At 65.8% G+C, this 13004-nt stretch carries 12 protein-coding genes; 5 read left to right on the forward strand and 7 right to left on the reverse strand.

What is annotated here, in order from left to right; translation table 11 throughout:
- The first annotated feature begins 12 nt into the window (after positions 1–12).
- From Q0Q02_RS13160 to Q0Q02_RS13170, 3 genes are all read left to right on the forward strand, one after another.
- Positions 13–1209: an acyl-CoA dehydrogenase gene (locus Q0Q02_RS13160; RefSeq protein WP_089176658.1), complete on the forward strand. Its 1197-nt coding sequence runs from the start codon at positions 13–15 to the stop codon at positions 1207–1209.
- A gap of 130 nt (positions 1210–1339) precedes the next feature.
- Complete coding sequence (locus Q0Q02_RS13165; RefSeq protein ID WP_293810077.1) at positions 1340–2542, forward strand: CaiB/BaiF CoA-transferase family protein; 1203 nt, start codon at positions 1340–1342, stop codon at positions 2540–2542.
- A complete protein-coding gene (locus Q0Q02_RS13170; RefSeq protein WP_293810079.1) occupies positions 2535–4211 on the forward strand; it encodes a thiamine pyrophosphate-binding protein in 1677 nt (558 codons plus the stop codon). The genes Q0Q02_RS13165 and Q0Q02_RS13170 overlap by 8 nt, the downstream gene beginning before the upstream one ends.
- Positions 4212–4362: 151 nt before the next feature.
- Here Q0Q02_RS13170 and Q0Q02_RS13175 read toward each other — a convergent pair whose 3' ends face one another.
- Positions 4363–4905: a cytochrome b gene (locus Q0Q02_RS13175; protein ID WP_293810080.1), complete on the reverse strand. Its 543-nt coding sequence runs from the start codon at positions 4903–4905 to the stop codon at positions 4363–4365.
- A 158-nt stretch (positions 4906–5063) separates the two neighbouring features.
- On the reverse strand, positions 5064–5630 hold the full coding sequence (locus Q0Q02_RS13180; RefSeq protein WP_293810082.1) for a YceI family protein: 567 nt from the start codon (positions 5628–5630) through the stop codon (positions 5064–5066).
- Between the two features lie 218 nt (positions 5631–5848).
- Here Q0Q02_RS13180 and Q0Q02_RS13185 point away from each other — a divergent pair, with 218 nt between their 5' ends.
- Complete coding sequence (locus tag Q0Q02_RS13185) at positions 5849–6313, forward strand: hypothetical protein (RefSeq protein WP_293810084.1); 465 nt, start codon at positions 5849–5851, stop codon at positions 6311–6313.
- 3 nt (positions 6314–6316) lie between these two features.
- Here the strand turns inward: Q0Q02_RS13185 and Q0Q02_RS13190 are convergent, their stop codons facing one another.
- The 5 genes from Q0Q02_RS13190 to Q0Q02_RS13210 all read right to left on the reverse strand — a co-directional run bounded on the left by Q0Q02_RS13190 (position 6317) and on the right by Q0Q02_RS13210 (position 11666).
- Positions 6317–6916 (reverse strand): HdeD family acid-resistance protein, encoded by a 600-nt coding sequence (locus tag Q0Q02_RS13190; RefSeq protein ID WP_293810086.1) that lies wholly within the window; start codon positions 6914–6916, stop codon positions 6317–6319.
- A gap of 140 nt (positions 6917–7056) precedes the next feature.
- Positions 7057–8025, reverse strand: a complete 969-nt coding sequence (tal, locus tag Q0Q02_RS13195; protein WP_293810087.1) for a transaldolase — start codon at positions 8023–8025, stop codon at positions 7057–7059.
- Positions 8026–8456: 431 nt separating this feature from the next.
- Positions 8457–9293 (reverse strand): carbohydrate ABC transporter permease, encoded by an 837-nt coding sequence (locus Q0Q02_RS13200; protein ID WP_293810088.1) that lies wholly within the window; start codon positions 9291–9293, stop codon positions 8457–8459.
- Positions 9290–10165 carry a carbohydrate ABC transporter permease gene (locus Q0Q02_RS13205; RefSeq protein ID WP_367275035.1) on the reverse strand — a complete coding sequence of 292 codons (876 nt, stop codon included), beginning with the start codon at positions 10163–10165 and terminating at the stop codon, positions 9290–9292. Before Q0Q02_RS13205 ends, Q0Q02_RS13200 begins: the two co-directional genes overlap by 4 nt.
- A 118-nt stretch (positions 10166–10283) precedes the next feature.
- Positions 10284–11666, reverse strand: a complete 1383-nt coding sequence (locus tag Q0Q02_RS13210) for an ABC transporter substrate-binding protein (RefSeq protein ID WP_293810092.1) — start codon at positions 11664–11666, stop codon at positions 10284–10286.
- Positions 11667–12005: 339 nt separating this feature from the next.
- Between Q0Q02_RS13210 and Q0Q02_RS13215 the strand changes: the two genes are divergently transcribed.
- The gene (locus Q0Q02_RS13215; protein ID WP_293810094.1) at positions 12006–12986 is read left to right on the forward strand and encodes an ABC transporter substrate-binding protein; all 981 of its coding nucleotides are present in this window, start codon (positions 12006–12008) and stop codon (positions 12984–12986) included.
- The last annotated feature ends 18 nt before the right edge of the window (positions 12987–13004 follow it).

A 13004-nucleotide genomic window follows, 5' to 3' on the forward strand; every position in this document is an offset into this window, starting at 1 on the left:
GAGACGAACACCATGGCCGGCAGCCACAAGCTCGCGAAATTCACCTGGGACGATGCCTATCTGCTCGACGAGCAGCTGAACGAGGACGAGCGGCTGATCCGCGACACGGCCCGCGCCTATGCGCAGGAGAAGCTCGCTCCCCGCATCCATGACGCCTATCTCGACGAGAAGACCGATCGCTCGATCTTCAACGAAATGGGCGAGCTCGGCCTGCTCGGCGTCACCGTCCCCGAGGAATATGGCTGCGCCGGCGCCAACTACGTCTCCTACGGGCTCGTCGCCCGCGAGGTCGAGCGCATCGACTCCGGCTACCGCTCGATGATGTCGGTGCAGTCCTCGCTGGTGATGTTCCCGATCTATGCCTATGGCAGCGAGGAGCAGCGCAAGAAGTACCTGCCGAAGCTGGGCAGCGGCGAATGGGTCGGCTGCTTCGGCCTGACCGAGCCGGATGCCGGCTCCGATCCCGGCGGCATGAAGACCCGCGCCGAAAAGGTCGCCGACGGCTACAAGCTGACCGGCTCGAAGATGTGGATCTCGAACTCGCCGATCGCCGACGTCTTCGTCGTCTGGGCGAAATCGGCCGCGCATGACAACCAGATCCGCGGCTTCATCCTCGAAAAGGGCATGAAGGGCCTCTCCGCGCCGAAGATCGGCGGCAAGCTCTCGCTGCGCGCCTCGATCACCGGCGAGGTCGTCATGGACGGCGTCATCGTTCCCGAAGAGAACCTGCTGCCGAACGTCTCGGGCCTGTCGGGCCCGTTCGGCTGCCTCAACCGCGCCCGCTACGGCATCTCCTGGGGCGTGATGGGCGCCGCCGAGGATTGCTTCCACCGCGCCCGCCAGTACGGGCTCGACCGCAAGCAGTTCAACAAGCCGCTGGCCCAGACGCAGCTCTACCAGAAGAAGCTCGCGGACATGCTGACCGAGATCACGCTCGGCTTGCAGGGCTCGCTCCGTGTCGGGCGCCTGCTCGACGACGGCAAGATGGCGCCGGAGATGATCTCGCTGGTCAAGCGCAACAATTGCGGCAAGGCGCTCGACATCGCCCGCCAGGCCCGCGACATGCATGGCGGCAACGGCATCCAGATCGAGTATCAGGTGATGCGTCACGCCGCGAACCTCGAGACGGTGAACACCTATGAGGGCACACATGACGTCCACGCGCTGATCCTCGGCCGCGCGATCACCGGCCTGCAGGCGTTCTTCTGAAACCCACCCGTCATCCCGGCCGCAGCGAAGCGGAGCGCCGGGATCCATCGTAGAGCCGAATCCCTGCCAAGGATTGGCCCTTCGATGGATCCCGGGACAAGCCCGGGATGACGGCGTTCAGGCTATCTTCATGTCCCTTCCTACGCCCTCCGCCTCTCCCCTCGCCGGCCTGCGCGTCCTCGAACTGGCGCGCATCCTCGCAGGTCCCTGGATCGGCCAGCTCCTGGCCGATCTCGGCGCCGATGTCGTCAAGGTCGAGGCGCCTGAGGGCGACGACACCCGCAAATGGGGCCCGCCCTTCGTCGAGGGCACTGGCGACGAGCATCTCTCCGCCGCCTATTTCCACGCCGCCAATCGCGGCAAGCGTTCGATCACGGCCGATTTCCGCACGCCTGAGGGACAGGCGCTGGTCCGGCGGCTCGCCGCCCATGCCGATGTCGTGATCGAGAACTTCAAGGTCGGCGGCCTCTCGAAATACGGTCTCGACGCGGCCTCGCTGCGCAAGGAGTTCCCGCGCCTCGTCTATTGCTCGGTCACCGGCTTCGGGCAGGACGGCCCCTATGCGCCGCGCGCCGGCTACGACTTCCTCGTCCAGGGGATGGGCGGAGCGATGTCGATCACCGGCGAGCCGGCGGGCGCGCCGATGAAAGCGGGTTACGCGGTCGCCGACATCTATACCGGGCTCTATGCCACGGTCGGCATCCTCTCGGCCTTGCGCCAGCGCGATGCCACCGGCGAAGGCGCGACGCTTGATCTCGCTCTGCTCGACTCGCAGGTCGCCGTGCTCGGGAACCAGGCGATGAACTATCTCGTCGGCGGCAACCCGCCGCCGCGGCTCGGCAACGCCCATCCGAACATCGTGCCTTATGACGTGTTCCCGGTCGCGGACGGCCATATCATCATCGCGACCGGCAATGACGGGCAGTGGCGCAAGCTCTGCGAGGTGCTGGGCGAGCCGGCGCTGGCCGACCACCCCGACTATCTCGACAACAAGTCGCGCGTGAAGAACCGCGTGTCGCTGACGGCCCGGCTGCACGAGCTCTGCCGGCGCCAGAGCAAGGCCGACCTGCTGGCCGGGCTCGAAAAGGTCGGCGTGCCGGCCGGGCCGATCAACGATATCGGCGAGGTCTTCGCCGACCCGCAGGTGATCGCACGCGGCGTCAGGGTCGACCTGCCGAGCGGGGCCGCGAAGGCGGGCAGCATTCCGACCGTCGCCTCGCCCATCGTCATGAACGGCGTGCGGCAAGTGGCAGGGCGGCCTAGCCCTCGGCTCGGCGAACATGCCGACGACATTTTGAACGACCCGGCCTGGGGAGGGCCGCAGCATGGCTAATCGCACTGGCGGGCAGATCCTCGTCGACCAGCTTCTGATCCACGGCGCCACCGACGCCTTCTGCGTGCCGGGCGAGAGCTATCTTGCCGTGCTCGACGCGCTGCACGATGCCTCGATGAAGGTCACCATCTGCCGGGCCGAGGGCGGCGCCTGCATGATGGCGGAAGCCGCCGGCAAGCTCACCGGCAAGCCCGGCATCTGCTTCGTGACGCGCGGCCCCGGTGCGACCAATGCCTCGCCCGGCATCCATATCGCCGACCAGGACTCGACGCCGCTGATCCTCTTCGTCGGCCAGATCGACGGCAGCATGCGCGAGCGCGAGGCCTTCCAGGAGCTCGACTACCGCGCCGTCTTTGGCACGATGACGAAATGGGCGACCGAGATCGACGATGCCGCGCGCATCCCCGAGATCATCAGCCGCGCCTTCCATGTCGCGACCTCCGGCCGCCCCGGCCCGGTCGTGATCGCGCTGCCCGAGGACGTGCTGACCGACCTCGCGGATGTCGCCGACGCCGAGCCCTATCAGGTCACCGAGCAGCACCCCGCCCCGGCGCAGATGGCCGATCTCGCCAAGCGCTTCGCCGTGGCCAAGTCGCCGATCGCGATCCTCGGCGGCTCGCGCTGGAGCCCGGAGGCGATCGCCGACTTCCAGGCCTTCGCCGAGCGTTTCGACCTGCCCGTCGCGGTCTCGTTCCGCCGGCAGATGCTGTTCCCGGCGGATCACCCCAACTTCGCCGGCGATCTCGGCATCGGCCCGAACCCGAGGCTGCTCGCCCGCATCAAGGAGAGCGACCTCGTCCTGCTGGTCGGCGGGCGCCTCTCGGAGATGCCGAGCCAGTCCTACACCCTGTTCGGCATTCCCAATCCGGGCCGGCCGCTGGTCCATGTCCATGCCGATCCGGAAGAGCTCGGCCGGGTCTATCGCCCGACGCTCGCGATCAACGCCTCGCCGGCCGGCTTCTGTGCCGCGCTCAATGCGATCGAGCCGCCGAAGGCCCCGGCCTGGAAGGGCGCCGGCGCTGCCGCGCATGAAGCCTATATCGCCTGGAGCGAGCAGCCGGCGCCCGTGCCCGGTGAGTTCCATCCCGGCGAGATGGTGCGCTGGCTGCGCAGCCAACTCCCCGACGACGCCATCCTATGCAACGGCGCCGGCAACTACGCGACCTGGGTGCACCGCTTCCACCGCTTCAACAAATTCGCGACGCAGCTCGCGCCCACCTGCGGCTCGATGGGCTATGGCGTGCCGGCGGCGATCGGCGCCAAGCGGATATTCCCGGAGCGCACCGTCATCGCCTTCGCCGGCGATGGCTGTTTCCTGATGAACGGCCAGGATTTCGCGACGGCCGTGCAGTACGACCTGCCGGTGATCGTCGTCGTGGTCGATAACGGCATGTACGGCACGATCCGCATGCATCAGGAGCGCGAATATCCCGGCCGCGTCTCGGCGACGACGCTGAAGAACCCGGATTTCGCGGCGTACGCCAAGGCCTTCGGCGGCCATGGCGAGCGGGTCGAGAAGACCTCGGAGTTCGCTCCTGCCTTCGAGCGCGCGGTGAAGAGCGGCAAGCCCGCGATCATCCACTGCCTGCTCGACCCCGAGGCGATCACCCCGGCGAAGTCGCTTTCGACGATCCGGGCCGAGGCCTTCGCGGCGCAGAAGAAGGGCTAAGGGTCACTGGGTTTCCTCGAAACCCGCCGTCATCCCGGGCTTGACCCGGGATCCATCGGAGGGCTCCGGGGCTCTATGATGGATCCCGGATTTGCGCGGCTGCGCCGCTTGTCCGGGATGACGCCGCGTCTCTGTTACGCATCGGCCTGCACTAAGGCTGGCCAAACCACATCCGCCGCATCAGACCGTCCCGGAGGACGTATTGATGCAGCAGGGCCGCGCCTGCATGGATGAAGGCGAGCGCGGCCAGGATGTCGAACAGCGTCGCATGCGCCCGCAGCATTGCATCGTAGACGGCCTGATCCGGGCCGATCGGATGCGGCACGGAAAACAGCCCGAAGAACAGCGTCGGGATCTGGATCGGCGCGGCCGCCGCCATCAGGAAGCCGGTGACCGGCAAGGCCAGCAGGCATAGGTAAAGCCCGCCGTGAACGACGGCGGCTGCAACATGCTGCCAACGCGGCATCGGGAGCGGCGCAGGCGCCGGCAACAGAAGCCGGGCAGCGGTGCGCAGCAGAACGAGTCCGGCGAGCGTCAGGCCGAAGGACTTGTGCCACTGGTAGAGCGCGAAGCGGGAGAGCAGGTCGCGCGTCTCGTCGCCCATCAGGCGGGAGAGCCCGTATTGCAGCAGGATCAGCAGCAACGTCGCCCAATGCAGCAGGACGATGAGCGGATGCCAGTTGCGGGGGTGCATCACCGGATATCCCAGAGCATCGGATGCCGTCATTGCGAGCGCAGCGAAGCAATCCAGGGGGACTTGGTGAAGCGCTTCAACCCTGTCCCCCTAGATTGCTTCGTCACTTCGCTCCTCGCAATGACGGTCTTCGCCATCCGCCCCGAACGGAACACACTCTACCGCGAAACCACGCCCTTGATATCGATCTCGACCTGATCGTCGACGATATTGACCTCGCGGCCGATCCCGAAGGCCGCACGCGAGAAGCTCGCATTGGCGTGGAAGGGGAGATTGCCGCCCGCGCGCAGCCCCGCCGGATCGCTTTCGGCGACAGCCGTGACTGTGACCGGCAGCGAGGCGCCGCGGATGGTGAGCTGACCCGTGATCGAGAGGCTGCGCTCACCGGTCCGCACCACCTGCTGGGACACGAAGCTGGCGACCGGATAGTGTGCGACGTCGAGCATCGTCTGCCCCTTGATGAAGCCGTCGACGAGATCGGCCCCCGTCCGCAAGGACCCGGTCTGGATCGTCATCCTGATTCGGCTGTGCTCCGGCCGATCGAAATCGAGCGCCAATGTGCCGTCGACGGTACCGAAGCGGCCGCTTGCCGTCTGGATGCCGAAATGGCGCGCCACGAAAGCGACCTCTCCGCCGCCTTTCGACAGCGACCAGTTCTCCTGCGCGAATGCCGAAGCGGGGAGCGGCCCCAGCAGAGCCGCGACAAGCAGCACACGCATCATCATGGCATGGCTCCTCGGCAGCCGGATCGTACCCTTATTAAGCGCAGCTTCCCGCCGACCGGCAGAGGCAGACACGCAGATGTGAGAAAGCCGGAGTTCTCCGGGAAAGATTCTTAACCGCTTTCGTGAACCCGGATCGAACCTTTCGCGACCACTCGTCGTTGATAAGGCGACGACAGGGAGGCAAGGCGATGACGCGAGCAGGAATGATGCGATGGGCAGTGGCCGCAGCGCTCATCTTCTCGGCCGCTCCCGGCGCCCAGGCGGCCGGCTTCTTCGATGATCTCGCCCGCGCCTTCTTCGGCGGTGGGCCGCGCCTGCGGGCGTCCCCGATCTACGAATATGACGACGAGCCGCGCGTTCGCGCGCCGCGTGCCCGGGCGCCGGAGGTGTCCTCGAAACCCAAGCCGGCGATCGTCCAGCTCGATCCCCAGGCCGACAAGCAGTGGTATCTCAAGGACCCGACGCTCCGGCGCGGCGACATCGTCGTCACCGCCGGCGGCGTGCTCGTCTATCAGGGCCGCGATGCCGATGCGGCGCGCCCGGCCGATTTCGTCGCGCTCGGCGGCAGCGATTCGAAGGGCTGGAAGCAGCAATTGCAGACGGCTGCCGCCGGCGGGCGCGCCCGCTTCGGCAACCTCAGCACACCGGCCAAGGCAGCCGTGACAGCCGAGGCCGGCGAGTAGGCCTTAGCGCGGCTTCACCCCGTCGAAGGTCGACCGGATCGCGCGGGCCAGCGCGATTGCCGCCCAGCCCTGGAAGATCAGCTCGACCGCCAGGAAGGTGCCGAGCACCCACAGGCTGGACGCCGGCCATTGCGCCAGGATCATGCCGCCCAGAAGCAAGGACAGCAGGCCCGAGAAGGCGACCCAGCCCCAGGCGGGCAATTCCCGGCTCTGGAAGGCGACGACAAGGCGCAGCACGCCGGTCGCGACCAGGGCCGCACCGGCCAGCAGCGTCAGCGAAGCCGTCGTGACCAGCGGATTGACGAAGGTCATCACGCCGACCGCGACGTAGAGCACGCCGATCAGGATGTGCCAGAGGCGGCTCCTCCAACCCTGATGGCGGAACGCATCGATCAGCACCACGATACCTCCGACGAAGATCATCGCGCCAAACCAGATCGCGCTCGCGAGACTGAGAAGCGCAACGGCGCCCAGCCCCAGCACGCCCAGAATGACGAGCACGATACCCTCGGCCAGCAGCCAGCCCGAATTGCGCCGGAGCGGGACGAGATGCGTGGCGAGCGAGGAACCCGAGCGAGGCGAGGATTCTGCAGGCGTGGTCATGGCCGACTCCGGTTGGGCGGGCCGCGACAGTCAATGCGACCCGTCAGGACAGGAGCCATCAGAAGCCCGCGTGACGACTTCGTCAATGATCCGCCGCAAAGCGGCAGATCACGTCACGAGCCAACTCGGCTGGAAGCGCCTCAACCGAGCTTTGCGGCAACGAGCTTGCGCAGGCCGCGCAGATCCTTGACGAAGCCGCGGATGCCTTCGGCCAGCTTCTCGGTCGCCATGGCGTCCTCGTTCATCGCGAAGCGGAAGGCCTTCTCGTCGAAGCCGAGCTTTCTGCTGACGCCCCCCTCCATTTGCGGCGACGAAGCCGGCGAGAGACGGCGCGGCAGGTCACCGGTCGCGGCGGCGAGCTCGTCGAGCAGGCCCGGCCCGATGGTCAGGCGGTCGCAACCAGCGAGAGCCTCGATCTCCCCGGTGTTGCGGAAGGAGGCACCCATCACGACCGTCTTGATGCCGAAAGCCTTGTAATAGGCGTAGATGCTCTTGACCGAGACGACGCCGGGATCGGTCTCGGCGGTGTAGGGGCCGCCACCGGCCTTGACGTGCCAGTCGAGGATACGGCCGACGAAGGGCGAGATGAGGAAGGCGTTCGCCTCGGCCGCAGCAACAGCCTGCGGCAGTGCAAAGAGCAGTGTCAGGTTGCAATCGATGCCCTCGCCCTGCAGCACTTTGGCGGCCTGCAGCCCCTCCCAGGTCGAGGCGATCTTGATGAGGATGCGGTCCTTCTCGACGCCGCGCTCCTTGTAGGCGGCGATCACGGCGCGGGCCTTCGCGATGGTCGCGTCCGTGTCGAAGGAGAGATCGGCATCGACCTCGGTCGAGACGCGGCCGGGGACGATCCTGGTCAATTCCGCGCCGAAGCTCACCGCGAGGCGGTCGCAGACGGCATGGACCGCCTTCTCGCCGCCGCCCTGCTTCTTGCCCCAGCCGATCGCCTCGTCGACGAGATGCGCATAGGCCGGCGTCTCCACCGCCTTCAGGATCAGCGTCGGATTGGTGGTGCAGTCGACAGGCTTCAGGCGACGCACGGCCTCGATATCGCCGGTGTCGGCGACGACGGTGGTCACCTGGCGGAGCTGGTCGAGCTTGGAGGCGGTCATCAATTCGGTCCTCGGCATTTCTTCTTATCGTAACGCGTCACTGTGACGCCTGTTCGCTGCGATTGCGAGAGCGATGAAGCAGCCCTGCCATGCGGCGCGCTGACGCTGCGTGTCATGGCGATGGAAGCGGGGGAATCCCCTCTCTTTCCAGGCTACGGCATTCACAGATCGCGAGTGAAGAGCGTAGCTTCCCTTCTCCCCTTGCGGGAGAAGGTGGCCCGCAGGGCCGGATGAGGGGTCGCGCCGCCTTCTCCGATGAGCGTATCGCAACGGGAGCCGGGATTGCCGATGTCGCGCGCCCCCTCATCCGCCCGCCGGCACCTTCTCCCGCAAGGGGAGAAGGGAGATACCCGGCCATCCCCGATCAGTGAATGTCGCGTAGCCTGCCGGAGGCCTCTTGCTCCTCTCCCGGAAGGCGATTCGAACCACCCTCAGCTCTTCACCGCGCCCGAGGTCAAGCCGCCGACCATGTTCTTACGGAACAGGTAGTAGATCGCCGCCGGCGGGATGGCATAGAGCAGGCCCGCCGCCATCAGCAGGTTCCAGGGCGCATCGTCGGCCGAGAGGAAAAGACCGAGCCCCACCGCCAGCGGAACCGCCTTCTCCGAGGAGAGCAGCAGGAAGGCGTAGAGATACTCGTTCCAGGCAAGCAGCAGCGCGTAGATGCCGATCACCACCATCGAGGGCTTCATCAGCGGCAGATAGACCAGCCGGAAGAGCTGGATCGAGGTCGCGCCGTCCATCACGGCGGCTTCGTCGAGCTCCTTCGGCAGCTTGTCGGAGGCCTGCTTCAGCACCCAGATCGCATAGGGAGAGGCCAGCGCGACCATGGCGAGGATCAGCGAGGCCTGGGTGTTGAGCAAGCCATAAGAGCCCATCGCCTTGTACATGGGGATGGCGAGGAAGGCGGCCGGGATCAGATAGGTCGCGAGCGCAAGGTTCATGATCGTGCGCCCGCCTTTGACCTTGAGGCGCGCGATGGCGAAGGCCGCGAAGGTGGCGACGAAGAGCGTGATCAGCCCCGTCGCGACCGCGATGAAGAAGCTGTTGAACATCTGCCGCCAGAAATTGTGCAGGTAGTAGTGCTGCTGGGCGAAGACGATCTGGAAGTTCTGCAGCGTCGGCTGGTCGGGCCAGAGCTTGCCCGCCAGCATCGATTCCTGGTTGGAAATCGAGAGCACGAAGAGGTGATAGATCGGCAGCAGCGTCCAGACCAGGACGGGGATCGCGACCAGCAGCAGCTTGCCTTCGTCGAGGAACTTCTTCATGCGTCCGGCCCCTTCGACAGGCGCTTCACCATCACGAAGACCATCGGCAGGATCAGCGGCATGGCGACGATGATCGAGGCGATGCCGAGATCGAGATTGTTGTTGCGCATGTAGCGGATGCCGAGCGTCGCCAGCACATGGTTGAGATCGCCGGGCCCGCCGCCGGTGAGCAGGTAGACGCTGTTGAAGTCGCCCAGCGTCCAGATCATCGAGAGCATGGTCGAGGTGACGTAGAGCGTCGCCAGCGACGGCCAGGTGATGAAGCGGAACTGCTGCCAGCGATTGGCGCCGTCGACGCTCGCGGCCTCGTAGAGGTCCGCCGCGATGGCGAGCCGGCCGGTGATCAGGATCAGCGTCCAGAACGGTAGCGACTTCCAGATATGGACGAAGATCGATGAGATGAAGGCGAGCGTCGGATCGGTGAGCCAGCCCGGCCCCTCCATGATGCCGAACCACTGGAAGAGCTGCTGGTTCAGCATGCCGTTCTCGGGGTTCAGCATCACCCGGAAGGACAGGATGGTCGGGATCGAGGGCACCGCCCAGGGCAGGATGAACAGCACCAGGACGATGCGGATCCAGGGCCGCTGCTGCACGAAGAAGCCCGACAGCCCGAGCGCGATCAGGAATTTCAGGTTCACCGCCACGAACAGGAAGACGATCGTGTTGACGACGGTGCGGATGAAGATCGGATCGGCGAAGAGCGCCCGGTAGGAGTTCCAGTTGAGGCCGAGCCAGAGGCCGTAGGCGACGGGATAGACCACCATGACGGCGAAGACGAGCACATAGGGCGCCAGCATGATGGCCCCCCACATCGCGCGGTCGCGCGTGAACCCCGATGCATCCTCGCGCGGTGCCGCAAGCGGCGCTGTCATGGCGGCTGTGCTCATGGACTCTCCGGATTTGTCAGAGGCTCTTGTCACCCAGTGAAAGATACGCCGCGGCAATCCTTGCCGCGGCGGGTCGTTGACGCAAGCGCAACGAAGGCGCGTGTCAGCCGGCGATCTGCTTGATGCGGGCGATCATCTCGTCCACGGCCTGCTCGGCCGGGATCTTGTCCTGGACCACGCGGTTCACGGCCTTGGCCCAGACGTTCTCGGCGTTCACGGTCGTGAAATTGTAGTTGTAGACGAACTGGAACGGCACCGTTCCGTCCTTGTACTGCTTGTAGACCACCGCGCGATGCGGGTCCTTGCCATCGGACCAGAACGGCGCCTCGATCGCCTTCAGCGTCGTCGGCACCCAGCGGCCGGCCGAGCCCTCGACGAAGGGGCGCAGGTTCTCGTCCTTCATGAAGAAGGCCATGAACTCCTTGGCGCGCTTCTTGTTCTTGGCATCGGCGAAGATCACCGCGGTCTTCACGGCGGCGAGGTTGGTCATCTTGCTGCCGTCCGCCTTGAGCGGGAACTCGGCGGTGCGGATGTTGTCCTCGTAGTTCTTCTTGGCCGTCGCCCGCTGCTCGGCGGTGAGCGCCGGGTTGTTCATGTCGTCCATGTGCTTGCCGGCGATCGAGATCGTGGCGTTGTGCGTGGCGACGGTGGTGCGGTTGTGGAAGGCGACGTTGTTGTCGGGGTCCAGCCAGTTCACCGAGGACGGCGGGGTGCAGCCGCGCTGGAAGACGTTGGCGTAGGACTTCACCGCCTCGACCATCGCCTTCCTGTTCTCGGGCTGGTCGAGCACGATCTTGCCGTTCTCGTCGACGACCTTGGCGTTATAGGCGTTGGCGAAGGTCAGGAACGAGTAGAAGGTGTCGGACGCGGCGATGCCCATCGGATGGCCGATGCCGTAGACGCGCTTGCCCTTGGCGCGCATCCCGCCCTGGACCTTGTCGCACCAGAAGTCCCAATAGCCGTTCCAGGTCTTCGGGATGTCGGCCTCCTTGAAGCCGGCCTCCTCCAGCATGTCCTTCCAGTAGGTGATGTGCATCATCTGCTGCTCGACCGGGAAGGCATAGTATGACTTTTTGCCGGCCTTGCCGTTCATCAGGAAGGTGGTCGAGAGCGCCATCGGCTGGATGTCGGCCTTGAGCGGCTCGAGCACGTCCGAGACATCCTCGAGCTTGCCGTCATAGGCCCATTTGCCGGTGGTGCGGAAATCATAGGTGGTGCAGAAGCCGACATCGGGAGGCGTGCCGGCATCGACCGCGCCGACCGATTTCGTCACGCAATCCTCGGTGGCGTAGAGCGAGAGCTCGACCTTGACGCCCGTCGCCTTCTGGAATTTGTCGACGACGGCGAGCAGCGCATCGTCCTCGCCCTTGTAGAAGCCCTTGGTGAACCAGGCCGTCAGCGTCTCCTGCGCCATGGCGGCGCCGGACCACCCTGCGAAAACTGCCGCGACAGCCGTTCCCATGGCGAAATGCCGAACCAGCTTCATCCGATATCCTCCCGTTTAAACCGTTTTAAAGCGACCTTGTGATCGTCTTGCCGCGACCCTAATCGAAAAGCCCCGCACGAAACAAGTCGGCCGAGCCTCGATAAATAGTATTTCTAATTCCAGAGTACGCAAGCGCCTCTCGACATGCGGCTGGTCGATCTCCCCGCGTTCCGCGAGCCCTCATCCTTCGAGACGCCGCTGACGCGGCTCCTCGGGATGAGGGCTCGGAAAACCGCAGCGCCGGATCGGGGAGATCCCGGCCCGCTTCATGGAACTGTCATGTGGCGCGGCTACCGGCAGCGCCATCTCGCAGACGCGATCAAGAGATGGAGTTCCCAGATGCAGCGCAAGGCCCTGAGCGCCTTCATCCTCGCGGCCGGCCTCGCCGCCGCGCCGCAGGTCCTCGCAGCGGAAGGCAAGCTGGTGCTCTATACCAGCCAGCCCAATACCGATGCCCAGCAGACGATCGACGCCTTCAAGGCGAAATACCCCAAGGTCGATGTCTCCTTCGTGCGCGACGGCACGCCGCGCGTCATGGCGAAGCTGAAGGCCGAGTTCGAAGCCGGCGCGCCGCAGGCCGACGTGCTGCTGATCGCCGATGCCGTGACCATGGAAGGTCTCAAGAAAGACGGGCGCCTGCTCGCCCATGACAAGGCGGATGTCGCGGGCTATCCCGCAGGCATCCACGATCCCCAGAAGATGTGGTTCGCGACCAAGCTGATCACCACCGGCATCGTCTACAATACCAAGGCCGCGATGAAGCCCGCGAGCTGGGCGGATCTCGTCAAGCCGGAGGCGAAGAACCAGCTCGCCATGCCGAGCCCGCTGAACTCGGGCGCCGCGCTGATCCATACGATCACGCTGACCAGCAACCTCAAGGACGGCTGGAATTTCTACGAGAAGCTCAGGGAGAACGGCACGCTGGCGGCCGGCGCCAATGGCGACATCCTGCGCCAGGTCGCGACCGGCGAGAAGCTCTACGGCATGATCGTCGACTTCATGCCGATCCGCGAGAAGGCCAAGGGCGCGCCGGTCGAGTTCGTCTTCCCGAGCGAGGGCGTCTCCGCCGTCAGCGAGCCGGTCGCGATCCTGAAGAGCAGCAAGAACCCGGAAGCCGCCAAGGCCTTCATCGACTTCCTGCTCTCCAAGGAGGGCCAGGAGCTCGCGTTGAAGCAGGGCTATGTCGCGGCGCATCCGGATGTTGCCCTGCCGGCCGGCTACCCTGCCCGCAGCGCGATCAAGCTGATGGCCTTCGACGCCGCCAAGGCGCTGATCGAGGAGACCGCGACCCGCAAGCGCTTCAGCACGATCTTCGAGTGATGGCGGCCCCGTTGTCGC

The sequence above is a fragment of the uncultured Allobosea sp. genome, from assembly GCF_945956895.1.
Lineage (GTDB): Bacteria > Pseudomonadota > Alphaproteobacteria > Rhizobiales > Beijerinckiaceae > Allobosea.

What these genes read in the sequence shown, in the direction of transcription:
- Q0Q02_RS13160 (WP_089176658.1), top strand. Translation starts at nt 13, where the DNA reads ATGGCCGGCAGCCACAAGCTCGCGAAATTCACCTGGGACGATGCCTAT.
- Q0Q02_RS13165 (WP_293810077.1), top strand. Translation starts at nt 1,340, where the DNA reads ATGTCCCTTCCTACGCCCTCCGCCTCTCCCCTCGCCGGCCTGCGCGTC.
- Q0Q02_RS13170 (WP_293810079.1), top strand. Translation starts at nt 2,535, where the DNA reads ATGGCTAATCGCACTGGCGGGCAGATCCTCGTCGACCAGCTTCTGATC.
- Q0Q02_RS13175 (WP_293810080.1), bottom strand. Translation starts at nt 4,905, where the DNA reads ATGCACCCCCGCAACTGGCATCCGCTCATCGTCCTGCTGCATTGGGCG.
- Q0Q02_RS13180 (WP_293810082.1), bottom strand. Translation starts at nt 5,630, where the DNA reads ATGATGATGCGTGTGCTGCTTGTCGCGGCTCTGCTGGGGCCGCTCCCC.
- Q0Q02_RS13190 (WP_293810086.1), bottom strand. Translation starts at nt 6,916, where the DNA reads ATGACCACGCCTGCAGAATCCTCGCCTCGCTCGGGTTCCTCGCTCGCC.
- tal (WP_293810087.1), bottom strand. Translation starts at nt 8,025, where the DNA reads ATGACCGCCTCCAAGCTCGACCAGCTCCGCCAGGTGACCACCGTCGTC.
- Q0Q02_RS13200 (WP_293810088.1), bottom strand. Translation starts at nt 9,293, where the DNA reads ATGAAGAAGTTCCTCGACGAAGGCAAGCTGCTGCTGGTCGCGATCCCC.
- Q0Q02_RS13205 (WP_367275035.1), bottom strand. Translation starts at nt 10,165, where the DNA reads ATGACAGCGCCGCTTGCGGCACCGCGCGAGGATGCATCGGGGTTCACG.
- Q0Q02_RS13210 (WP_293810092.1), bottom strand. Translation starts at nt 11,666, where the DNA reads ATGAAGCTGGTTCGGCATTTCGCCATGGGAACGGCTGTCGCGGCAGTT.
- Q0Q02_RS13215 (WP_293810094.1), top strand. Translation starts at nt 12,006, where the DNA reads ATGCAGCGCAAGGCCCTGAGCGCCTTCATCCTCGCGGCCGGCCTCGCC.